We start from the raw sequence: 12781 nt of genomic DNA, 5'->3' as shown, positions 1-12781 counted from the left end.
GCGCTGCGTCTTACCCAGGTGCATGGAAAGGTGCCCGCAATCGAATCATCTCCGTCATGCGTGTCTCCTGCCCCTGAGCCGAATGGTCACGGCAAGCAGCATCGCCGCGATACCGGCGACCAGCGCAATCAGCGCGACCGGCCAATGTCCGCCGTGGCCACCTGCCGAAGGCAGCAGCACGTCGGAAGTGTTGACCCATGTTCCGGCGTCCGCCTTGGTGGTCAGCCCCGAAAATCCGCTGTCGGCGTTGATGGCATCGGTTCCCGACGGGCCGACCGTAATCGTGGCCACCCGCGTGTCGGTGTGGTACCCTTTCGCAGCGGCGGTCTGCCGGATTTCGTAGGTTCCCCAGTCAAGCGAATCCACCGTAAGACTGCCGCGCGTATGGTCGGCATCGGCGAGCGTCCCGGTTCCCGTTGCCGTGCACCCCTCGGACGACCCGGCGTTCCCGCCCTGCCCATCAGCACAATCAACGACGGCGACGGCATGGCGGGCATCTGCATCAATTGGCTGGTAGGCGTATGTTCCGGTGTTGGCATCGTAGCGGACCGCGCTGGTCTGGGTGATGGTCCACTGCGAATCGCCGAGCGCGTCATTACTGGTGTTCGTCACCTTCCAAGACATCGTGCCGCCGACACGCGAATTGCCGACCGTCAACGCTTCGCCTGCGTTGTGTCCGCTCCATGTGGCGATGCCGTTCGACAGCGTGCATATGTACTGTGTGCCATCTGCGACAAAGCCTTTACCCGCGGTCAGTTGCGTGATCCGGTAGGTTCCGTCCGCCAATGCGGAGCCGCTTGCGCCAGTGTGCAGGGTGACGATACCACGGGACGGGTCGGCGTCACACGAGGCGGTGGAGGCATTGCAGATAACGGATCCGCGCGTGTTGTCAGCGACTGTCCAGTGTTCGACGACCTTTCCGGTGGAGTCAAGCCGTTCCACTTTCCATGTCGCGCCAGCCACACCGGTATGGGATGGGTCAGAATCGTCGATGGCCTTCCAGCTGATGGTCGGGTCGTAATGGTTGACGATTGCCGGATTGCCGCCAATCTCAACGAGTCCCTGCGTGCTGCTCCACGAGTTGTTCGCGTCAAGCGAATAGCCGACCCAGTTCGGCGTGTCGGCAGTGTAGGCGGCAGTGACACCGTAAATATACGGGCTGACGTCATAGGCGCCTTCCGCCCCGAGCTGGCGCAGATAATACACAGCTCGGGGCGTAACGCCTTTCAGTGTGATCACCCCCGGCGTCGAATCCCAATCGTTGCTGCCATCGTCAGTGACGGTGGTAATCGGATTCTTGCCGTCGCGCGCGTCATCGGGAGATGCGTACACACCCCACGACGAACCGCCTAACAACGGGCTGCCGGATTTGTCGCTGGCCACCTGCCATTGCAGCATCGAGCATTGCGTGGTTATTTGGCCGCTCCACGGGAGGTTGTAACGCACCTGGTCCATGTCGATTGCGGAGGCGGAATTGCCGCCCTCCCAGTTGACGAATTTCTTGTTATTGAAGGACACCGGCGTTGGATTGTACATCTGGAAATCGCCGCCGACATAGACACGCCCTGCGGTGGAGACATGAGATTCGAAATCGCCGTTTGGCAGCAGGACAGACCCCATCCAAGTGGCGCTGGGATCGTCATACACTGTCATCGCGCCGCTCTTCTTCGGAATATAGGCCTCTGAGGACGCCTTCGAATACTGTGTTCCTGTCGCCTGGCCACCGCGAATCGTCAACGAAGGGGTATCTGTGAAGTTCCAGAGCACCTGCTGCGCACGCTTTGAATATTCGGCCACGCGATCGGCGTCGGAATTGCTCTGTCGCGCATAATCATTTGAAATATCGCGGACACCGTTCGTTTTACTGTCTGGATTGTAGACGCTACTATCCGCCTGGGTGATGAAGGTGTCATCGGATGTACTCGCGTCCCCACCCCACCAGAAACGCCATCCGTTATGGAAATCGATGGCTTGGCCGCCGGTCACATTCACGACGACCGAAGCGTATTCGGGAATCCCGCGGAACCAGAAGTCGATGCCAGTGTATGTTGACGCGTTCAGCTCACTGGCAGGCAAGTCGAACACCTGTAGTGAAGAGTGGCCGTCACCGGTGAAGGTGATGAGTTTCTCATTCTCAAGCGAAGAATCTTTGAAAATATATTCATATGTCTCTACCGGATTGGCATTCCAAACTTCACTTGCGAACCAATCGTATTTGTAGTTGACATAATCAATCTTGTAGTTGCTCTTCGAACTCTTGTAGTCCTCGTTCGGACGCGGCGCGATATCATACGACACGTCACCCGTGGGCGTCAAACTGGAAAGATCGGTCGAATCCTGCCTTATTTGCGAGCCGAAGGTGCTGTAATCGGTGCCGTTCACCGTGAAATCCTGCGCAAACTGGTTGGTCTGGCTTGCCGGCAATGGCTGAATAGTTCCTACGCCGTTCGAGTTGAGCGTGTCCTTGTTGTACTGGTACAGCGATGGTGCAAACGGGTAGCCCCACGCGTAGGTCTCGGGGCCGGCGATGCGGATGTTGTAGTTCATATTCTCGGTTTCGCCGCCCGAGGGGAATCCCGCCCAGCCGCCACCCAGATTCATATGGCTGCCGCGGTTGGTGTCGGTCTTGAAAGTGTTGTCGGGGGCGTTCCACGACAGTACCGCAATCTCACCTGCATTTGCGCCAGAGCCGAGAGTCACGCTCTTGCCGTTACGCCGACCGACCGCAAGAACGGTATTGTTCGCGGCAGGACGATATTGCGTGCCGTACCCCGTGTTGCCGAAACGGAAGCCCATGCCGCCCCAGCTGTTCTTGATCTGCTTCATGGCGAGTTTGCCGTTGACGACGGTCAGTCCCTCCGCTTCCGCCGCATAGGTGCCGTTCGGACCGGTGGCGTTTTCAAGCGAGCTCAAGTTCGAGGGCTTGCCGCCGATGTACATGTCCTTGCCGACGTACGTCGCCACGCCGGTGTCGGCTTGGGCGAGTGAGGTGCTGCCGCCGCCCAGTGCGACGGTTTGTTCGGTGCAGGTGCCGGGGGTCGCGTCTGCTGATCCGGTTGAGTTGCCCAAACCGTCTGATGACGATGACGTTGGCGCTGACGCGGATGTGCCGGTGGAGTCGTTGGCGAACGCCGACGCAGGCTTCCATCCCATAGCGAACACAGCGCCGGTCGCCAGCAGCGCGATGACCACAACACATGCCCACAGCCGCTGCACACCGAAGCGAAGGGTGGCGGCATGACGGGCGCGGATGACCGTGCCACCTGCATGACGGGCGCGGATGGAAGTTATTCCGCGATGACGGGCATGGGCGCGGCGAATCACCCCCTTGTTGGACGAAATGCCGGCAAACGGCAACCGTCCAACGTGCCGTCGGCTTATTGCCGGTCTGCGACTTGCGGACGATTCACCGCATGCGGTATGACGTGCGTTCTCCATGCTCTCACCCCCTGGAATTGTCCGGCAATCGATTGATCGCGATGCGAATGGTTACGCAAACATTCCGATGGGCCAAGGGATTCATTTCAGCAACGCGCCAACTTCTTCAAGCCGGTACAGCTTCAATGCATTTCTATTTCTATTTCCCCATTGACCACCCCCTATTTATAGAACACACTTGCGACCACGTCAAACGTTTAACGACATTTTCGTCTGTTGTGTGGCGAAAGTTACATCATGGTGACATACATCGGGCGCTCAATCATTATCCGAGCAATCCCAAGTATTCCTCAACGTTCCCTTGCACTCCTCTGTATTCCCTACTGCCGATTGGGTTCCGCAGCTTCCGGCGCAGCTGTGGTTCCGTCTGTCCCCTCCACCGATACCCCCTAATCTTCCGCGCTCTCGGCGTGTCGTCTCGCTCGCTATCGGCGAACGCGGTATGAGAAGCCTGGTGTCGCGGACATTGCCGACTGCCGCGTACCATCATTGCCACAACTGTCCAGAATCGTCGATGATACCGCCCGTCCCAGTGCGAACAACTCTGCCGTGCGACACGTCAGTCGCACAGCACCGAGATATCCCAGCTCCCAAGGCGGAAATCCACCAAAACCACCCTGCCGTGCGACCTGCCAGTCACACCGCAGCCAGATAACCAACCAATCAACCCCAACCCCGGCGACACTCACCCGCCATGCAACCCGCCAGTCACACGGCAGCCAGATACCTTGTCAGAACCGTGGAAATCAGCCAGAACCTAGCTGTAATGCTACCTGTCAGTCACACAGCAACGAGATACTCCAGCTCCCGCGGAGGAAACCCAGCCGCTGTGCAACCCGCCAGTCACACAGCGGACAGATATCCCCCACCCCAAAAACACAATCCGACCAGCATCTCCCCGCCATGCAACCCGCCAGTCACGCGGCAGCCAGATACCTCACCAGAACCGCGGAAATCAGCCAGAACCTAGCTGTAATGCGACCGCACAGTCACACGGCGACGAGATAGCCAACAGATCAACCCTCTACCCGGCAACACTCACCCGCCATGCAACCCGCCAGCCACACAGCAGCCAGATACCTCACCAGAGCCGTGGAAATCAGCCAGAACCTAGCTGTAATGCGACGCGTAAGCCGCACAGCAGCGAGATACTCCAACCCCCAAGGCAGAAACCAAACAAAACCCGCTCACCATGCGACCGCACAGTCGCACATCCCCGAGATACACGAAGTCGGGCCGGGCGACTGCGTTTCCACAGTCACCCGGCCCGACTCGAATATACTGAGCGCTCTCAGCGCGCCCAGTGGATCACAGGTCTATCAGGCCTGTTGCCCGTCACCGTCAGCGCCATCCGACGCATCGGCACCATCGGCACCAGCCCCGTCAGCACCATCAGCGCCCTTGGCTGCGTCACCAGACGCATCATCACCGGCGTTGTCGATATCTTCCTGACCACCCTGGTCGTCCAGGAAGTCGTCAGGGTTGAAATCGTCGGCGTTGAAGTCGTCGGGGTTGAAATCGCCACCGAGCTTCATGTCGCCGAAATCAATGTTCGACAGGTCGATGTCGCCGTTCTCGTCGCCGAAGTCGAGCGAAGCGTCGGCATCGCCACCCAGCCCGAAGTTCGGGTAGATGGTGTCGCGGATCGCCTTGTCCGGCTCGACCGTCGCGTTGCGGTAACGCGCCAAACCAGTACCGGCCGGGATCAGCTTGCCGATGATCACGTTCTCCTTGAGGCCCTTGAGATCGTCTTCCTTCTCGTTCAGGGCGGCCTCGGTGAGCACGCGCGTGGTCTCCTGGAAGGAAGCCGCGGACAGCCAGGAATCGGTGGCGAGCGAAGCCTTGGTGATACCCATGAGCTCCGGACGACCGGCGGCCGGCTTTCCACCGTTCTTGACGGTCTGCTTGTTGATCTCCTGGAACTTCTGGCGATCGACGAGCTCGCCCGGCAGCAACGCGGTGTCGCCCGCATCGAGCACGGTCACGCGATGCAGCATCTGGTGCACGATGACCTCGATGTGCTTGTCGTGGATATCCACGCCCTGGGAGCGGTACACATTGTGCACTTCCTCAACGATGTTGACCTGAGCGGCACGCGGTCCAAGGATGCGCAGAATCTTCTTCGGATCGACAGAACCTTCGCACAGCTGGGTGCCGGCGGCGACATGGTCGCCATCCTTGACCAGCAGCGGGGCACGACGCGACACCGGGTAGACGATTGGCTCGATGCCTTCGCCGTCCGGAGACAGCGTGACCTGACGGCCGCGATCGGTGTCCTGCACCTTGACGGTACCGGCGTAATCCGTAATCGGAGCCTCGCCCTTAGGAGTACGAGCTTCGAACAACTCGGTGACACGCGGAAGACCCTGCGTGATATCGGATGCCGAAGCGACGCCGCCGGAGTGGAAGGAACGCAGCGTCAGCTGAGTACCAGGCTCACCGATGGACTGGGCAGCGACGATACCAACGGCCTCGCCGACATCGACCAGCGTGTTGGTGGCCAGCGACCAGCCGTAGCACTTCGCGCACACGCCGCGCTTGGATTCGCAGGTGAGCACGGAACGCGCCTTGACTTCCTCCACGCCGTGAGCGACCATGTCGCGCAGCACATCCATGGACATTGCTTCGTCACGCTTGTAGAGCACTTCGCCGGTCTTCGGGTCGAGCACATCCTCAGCGAGCAGACGCGAGTACGGACCACCGTCGGCGGCCTTGACGAGCACGAGATTGCCGTTCTCATCACGCTCGGCGACCTTCATGACAAGGCCGTGCTTGGTGCCGCAATCCTCTTCACGCACGATGACTTCCTGCGCGACGTCGACCAGACGACGGGTCAGGTAACCGGATTCTGCGGTACGCAGTGCGGTATCGGCCAGACCCTTACGCGCGCCGTGCTGCGAGATGAAGTACTCGAGCACGGACAGGCCTTCGCGGTAGTTGGACTTGACAGGACGCGGGATGATCTCGCCCTTCGGGTTAGCCACGAGGCCTCGCATACCTGCGATCTGGCGAATCTGCATCCAGTTGCCTCGTGCACCGGACTGAACCATGATGTTCACATTGTTGTCATCATGGAAGTTGTCGCGCATGGCTTCGGCGACCTTGTCGGTGCATTCGGTCCACAGGTTGATGAGCTCCTGGCGGCGCTCCTCGTCTGTCAACAGACCGAGGTCGAACTGGGAGTTGACCTTGGCGGCCTGGCCTTCGTAGTCCTTGATGATCGGCTCGCGATCCGGCGGCTCGACGATGTCGGAGAATGCCATGGTCACGCCGGACCACGGTGCGCGGGTGAAGCCGAGATCCTTGAGCGCGTCAAGGGATGCGGCGACCTGCTGCGTGGAGTAGCGAGTTGCGATGTCATCGACGATCTTGGCGAGACGGCCCTTGGGGACCTGCTCGTTGATGAACGGGTAGTCCACCGGCAGGGTGCCGTTGAACAGGACACGTCCGTAGGAGGTGGCGAACAGGTAGGTGCCGTCGGAGAAGCGCTCCTCCTTGACGACATCCGGGCTGCCCGGCTCCGGGTCGGTGACCTTGAGCTCGCCCGGCTCCCAACCGGTCGGCAGCACGAAGTCCTTCGGCATGCGAATCAGCACCTTGGCCTGCATGTCGATGTCATGCTTGTCCAGAGCCATGATGACTTCGTCCAGAGAGCCGAACACACGGCCCTGGCCCTTGGCTCCCTCGACCACGGTGGTCAGGTAGTACAGACCGAGAATCATATCCTGGCTCGGCATGGTAACGGTGTGGCCGTCTGCCGGCTTCAGGATGTTGTCGGACGCCATCATGAGCGTACGGGCTTCAGCCTGTGCCTCGGCACTGAGCGGAAGGTGGATTGCCATCTGGTCGCCATCGAAGTCCGCGTTGAATGCGGCGCATGCGAGCGGCGGCAGGTGGATGGCCTTGCCTTCGACGAGGATCGGCTCGAAGGCCTGAATGCCCAGACGGTGCAGCGTAGGTGCACGGTTGAGGAGCACCGGATGCTCGGAAATGACTTCCTCGAGCACGCCCCACACAGCCGGGTCGCCGCGATCGACCAGATGCTTCGCGCTCTTCATGTTCTGCGCATAGTTGAGGTCCACAAGACGCTTGATGACGAACGGCTTGAACAGCTCAAGCGCCATCGGCTTCGGCAAACCGCACTGGTGCATGCGCAGGCTCGGGCCGACGACGATCACGGAACGGCCAGAATAATCCACGCGCTTACCGAGCAGGTTCTGACGGAAGCGGCCCTGCTTGCCCTTGAGCATGTCAGCCAGGGACTTGAGCGGGCGGTTCGAAGCGCCGGTGACCGGACGGCCGCGACGGCCGTTGTCGAACAGGGAGTCGACGGCTTCCTGAAGCATGCGCTTCTCGTTGTTGAGCATGATTTCAGGGGCGCCGAGCTCGATAAGGCGCTTGAGGCGGTTGTTACGGTTGATCACACGACGGTACAGGTCGTTGAGGTCTGAGGTCGCGAAGCGGCCGCCGTCCAGCTGGACCATCGGGCGCAGATCCGGCGGGATGACCGGAATCACGTCAAGCACCATGGCCTCCGGCTTGTTATCGGTGGTCAGGAACGCGTTGACGACCTTGAGACGCTTGAGCGCACGTGCCTTGCGCTGGCCGGTGCCCTTGTCGATCTCCTCGCGCAGCTCTTCCGCAGCAGCCTTCAGATCGAAGTCCTGCAGGCGCTTCTTGATGGCTTCGGCGCCCATGCAGCCGTCGAAGTAATCGCCGTAGCGATCCTTCATTTCACGCCACAGATCGACGTCGCCTTCCATATCGCCGGGCTTGAGGCTCTTGAAGCGGTCGAACACGGCGGTCAGACGCTGGATCTGGTCGTCGTAACGCTGGCGGATGGCCGCCATATCGCGTTCGGCGCCGCTGCGCAGCTTGGCACGTGCGCTACCCTTGGCCTCGCCGGCCTCTTCCAGGGCGTGCAGATCCTCTTCGACCTTCTTGGCGCGCGCCTCGATGTCGCTGTTGCGGCGACGTTCAAGGTTCGCGATCTCGTTGTCGAATTCTTCCTGGAGGTCAGGCAGATCCTGATGACGCTGCTCCTCGTTCACTTCGGTGACCATGTAGGCCGCGAAGTAGATGACCTTTTCGAGGTCCTTCGGAGCGATGTCCAGCAGGTAGCCCAGACGGCTCGGAACGCCCTTGAAATACCAGATGTGGGTGACCGGGGCGGCCAGCTCGATGTGGCCCATGCGTTCGCGGCGCACACGGGAGCGGGTGACTTCCACACCGCAGCGTTCGCACACGATGCCCTTAAAGCGCACGCGCTTGTACTTACCGCACGCGCACTCCCAGTCGCGCGTCGGGCCGAAGATCTGCTCGCCGAACAGACCGTCCTTCTCAGGCTTGAGGGTACGGTAATTGATGGTTTCAGGCTTCTTGACCTCGCCATAGCTCCAGCCGCGGATGTCGTCGGCGGTGGCCATGCCAATGCGAAGCTTGTCAAATGCGTTGACGTCCAGCACTCTTGATTCCTGTCTTTGAAATTGTTTCCATCACGTTTGCGGGAGCTGTCCGCGCCCGGCCCGCTTCAGGCGGGACGCGGACAGCTGTGTCGTCACTTGTATTCGGGCTCTTCCGCGGCCTGGTCCTCCTTGGCGGAGGCGTCCGGGCGGGCACCGATGTTGAAGCCGAGATCGTTGGAGTTGGAAGCCGGGTCGTCGTCTTCCTCGCGCATGTCGATCGCCTGGCCGTCGGCGTTGAGCACCTCGACGTTCAGGGCGAGCGACTGCATTTCCTTCAGAAGCACCTTGAAGGACTCCGGGATGCCTGCCGGCGGCAGGTTCTCGCCCTTCACGATGGCTCCGTAGGCGCGCACGCGGCCGTCGACGTCATCGGACTTGGTGGTCATCATCTCGTGCAGCGTGTAGGCGGCGCCGTAAGCCTCGAGGGCCCACACCTCCATCTCGCCGAAGCGCTGGCCACCGAACTGGGCCTTGCCGCCGAGCGGCTGCTGGGTGATCATCGAGTACGGGCCGGTGGAACGCGCGTGGATCTTGTCGTCCACGAGGTGGTGGAGCTTGAGCATGTACATGTAGCCCACGGAAATCGGCTTCGGGAACGGTTCGCCGGTGCGGCCGTCGAACAGTTGCGCCTTGCCGTCCTCGCCCACGAGCTTGTTGCCGTCCTTGTCCGGCAGCGTGCACTTGAGCAGGCCCTTCAAGGTGTCCGGACGGACGCCGTCGAACACCGGGGTCGCGACCGGGGTGCCAGGCGCGCCCTTTTCGGCGCCCTGAGGCACGTACTTCTTCCAAGCGGCCTCGACATCCGGGTCGATGCTGATATCCCAGCCGGCGTGTGCAATCCAGCCCAAGTGAAGCTCGAGCACCTGGCCCAAGTTCATTCGGCTCGGCACGCCCAGCGGGTTGAGCATGATGTCAATCGGGGTGCCGTCGGCCATGAACGGCATATCCTCTTCCGGAAGGATCCGGGAGATGACGCCCTTGTTGCCGTGGCGGCCGGAGAGCTTGTCGCCCTGCGTGATCTTGCGGTGCTGGGCGATATACACGCGAATCATCTGGTTGACGCCGTTGGGCAGCTCGTCGCCATCCTCCTCGGCATCCTCACGGGTGATTTCCTTGACCGCAATGACAGTACCGGTCTCGCCGTGCGGCACGCGCAGCGAGGTATCACGAACTTCACGGCTCTTCTCGCCGAAGATGGCGCGCAGCAGGCGCTCCTCCGGGGTCAGCTCGGTCTCGCCCTTCGGGGTGACCTTGCCAACGAGGATATCGCCGGCCTCGACCTCGGCACCGATGCGGATGATGCCGCGCTCGTCGAGGTTCGCGACCGCGTCCTCACCGACGTTCGGCAGGTCGCGGGTGATTTCCTCAGCGCCGAGCTTGGTTTCGCGGGCGTCGATCTCGTACTCCTCGATGTGGATCGAGGACAGGGTGTCGTCGCGCACCAGACGCTGGGAGATGATCACGGCGTCCTCGTAGTTGTAGCCGTTCCACGGCATGAACGCGATGAGCAGGTTCTTGCCCAGTGCCAGATCGCCCTTCTCGGTGGCCGGGCCATCCGCGAGAACAGTGCCCTTCTCCACGCGCTCACCGTGCTTGACGAGCGGAACCTGGTTGTAGCAGGTGGTCTGGTTGGAACGCTGGAACTTGGCGAGCTTGTAGCTGGACTGCGTGCCGTCGTCGTTCATCGTGCGGATGATGTCGGCGGACACGTAGGTGACCACACCGTCCTTCTCGGCGAGGATCACATCGCCGGAATCGACGGCTGCACGCCATTCGGAGCCGGTGCCCACGAGCGGGCGCTCGGACTTGACCAGCGGGACGGCCTGACGCTGCATGTTGGTACCCATCAGCGCTCGGTGGCCTTCATCGTGCTCGAGGAACGGAATCAGGGAGGCGCCTACGGACACCATCTGACGCGGGGAGACATCCATGTAGTCGACCATCTCGACCGGGACATCTTCCGCCTCGCCCTGGGCGTCACGCACAAGGGCTTCCTTGGAGACGAAGTTGCCGTTCTCGTCAAGCTCCTGGTTGGCCTGCGCGATGACGTGCTCGGCTTCGCGGTCGGCTGTCATGTAGACGACCTCGTCGGTCACATGGCCATTGACGACCTTGCGGTACGGGGTCTCGATGAAGCCGAACGGGTTGATGCGGCCGAAGGTCGCCAGCGAGCCGATCAGGCCGATGTTCGGGCCTTCAGGGGATTCGATCGGGCACATACGGCCGAAGTGGGACGGGTGCACGTCTCGCACTTCCATGGATGCGCGGTCACGGGACAGGCCGCCGGGGCCGAGGGCGGACAGACGACGCTTGTTCGTCACGCCGGCCAGCGGGTTGTTCTGGTCCATGAACTGGGACAGCTGGGAAGTGCCGAAGAACTCCTTGATGGTCGCGTTGACCGGGCGAATGTTGATCAGGGACTGCGGGGTGATGGCCTCGGCGTCCTGGGTGGTCATGCGTTCGCGCACGACACGCTCCATACGGCTCAGGCCAGTGCGCAGCTGGTTTTGGATCAGCTCGCCGACCTGGCGGATACGACGGTTGCCGAAGTGATCGATATCGTCGACGTCCACACGCAGATCGACCGGCTCACCGTCACGCATGCCCGGGAAGGTCTTGTCGCCGGCATGCAAAGTCACCAGGTACTTGATGGTGGCGATGATGTCCTCGCGGCTCAGGCTGCGATCGTTGTAATCACGCTCAAGGCCCAGCTTGCGGTTGATCTTGTAGCGGCCGACGCGTGCCAGATCGTAGCGCTTGGTGTTGAAGTAGAAGGAATCCAGCAGGTTCTTGCCAGCCTCGGGGGTCGGGGTGTCCGCCGGGCGAATCTTGCGGTACAGGTCGATGAGGGCCTCGTCCTGCGTGTTGATCGAGGTTTCCTTCGCCAGCGCGTCAAGCACGAGCGGGTAATCCTTGAAGGACTCGGCGATTTCCTGCTTGGTCATGCCGATGGCCATGAGGAACACGATCGCGGACTGCTTGCGCTTGCGGTCCACGCGCACGCCGAGGACGTCACGCTTGTCGATCTCGAATTCAAGCCATGCGCCGCGGCTCGGAATGATCTTCGCGCCGAAGACCTCCTTGTCGGAGGTGCGGTCCTGCTGGCGGTCGAAATACACGCCCGGGGAGCGCACGAGCTGCGAAACGATGACACGCTCGGTACCGCCGATAATGAAAGTGCCGTGCGGGGTCTGCAGCGGGAAATCGCCCATGAAGACGGTCTGGCTCTTGATCTCGCCGGTGTCGCCGTTTTCGAACTCAGCGTTCACATACAGCGGCGCGGAATAGGTGTAATCCTTCTCCTTGCACTCCTGGACCGTGTGACGCGGCTCTTCGAAGTACGGGTCGGAGAAGGTCAGGCTCATGGTCTGGGTGAAGTTCTCGATCGGAGAAATCTCCTGGAAGACCTCGTCAAGGCCGGAGACGTGCGGCACGGTGTTGGTGCCGTTCTTTTCGTCTTCCTCGACGCGCTTCTTCCAGCGCTCGTTGCCGATCAGCCAATCGAAGCTGTCGGTCTGCACGCCCAGCAGGTAGGGCACATCGATGGGCTCACGGATGGAGCCGAAATTCACGCGATCCGACGCCTTGTGCAGTTTGATGTCATGCTCGTCGGCACGTGCGATGACTTTGGTGGTGTTCGTCGTAGCTTGTTCAGCAGCCAATGGACGTTCCTTATCGCTCGCTTTGTCGTTTGTTCCCCGGAAACGCGGGCGGACGGCCACTATATGCTGTTCGCGGGCGCTTCTTCACTGTCAGCATGCCCGCAATATGACACACTTTACGCAAATTCAATAGGATAGCCGATTGTTATACGATACGCAACCACGACACGCTCGACGTCACGGTTGTGGGAGCTGATTCATGCGCCACCGCATCCC

Annotated in this window: 3 protein-coding genes; all 3 read right to left on the bottom strand. The window is 61.1% G+C overall.

Going from position 1 to position 12781, the window contains the following annotated elements; translation table 11 throughout:
- Positions 1 to 54: 54 nt before the first annotated feature.
- Positions 55 to 3357 (bottom strand): choice-of-anchor A family protein, encoded by a 3303-nt coding sequence (locus ACI38B_RS01920; protein ID WP_439729290.1) that lies wholly within the window; start codon positions 3355 to 3357, stop codon positions 55 to 57.
- Positions 3358 to 4757: 1400 nt separating this feature from the next.
- A complete protein-coding gene (locus tag ACI38B_RS01915) occupies positions 4758 to 8903 on the bottom strand; it encodes a DNA-directed RNA polymerase subunit beta' (protein ID WP_439729289.1) in 4146 nt (1381 codons plus the stop codon).
- A 92-nt stretch (positions 8904 to 8995) separates the two neighbouring features.
- On the bottom strand, positions 8996 to 12565 hold the full coding sequence (gene rpoB / locus ACI38B_RS01910; RefSeq protein WP_439729288.1) for a DNA-directed RNA polymerase subunit beta: 3570 nt from the start codon (positions 12563 to 12565) through the stop codon (positions 8996 to 8998).
- Positions 12566 to 12781: the final 216 nt, after the last annotated feature.

The sequence above is a fragment of the Bifidobacterium sp. genome, from assembly GCF_051876855.1.
Lineage (GTDB): Bacteria > Actinomycetota > Actinomycetes > Actinomycetales > Bifidobacteriaceae > Bifidobacterium.
The sequence above is the reverse complement of the archived record's forward strand: the minus strand, read 5'-3'. Positions and strand labels throughout refer to the sequence as shown.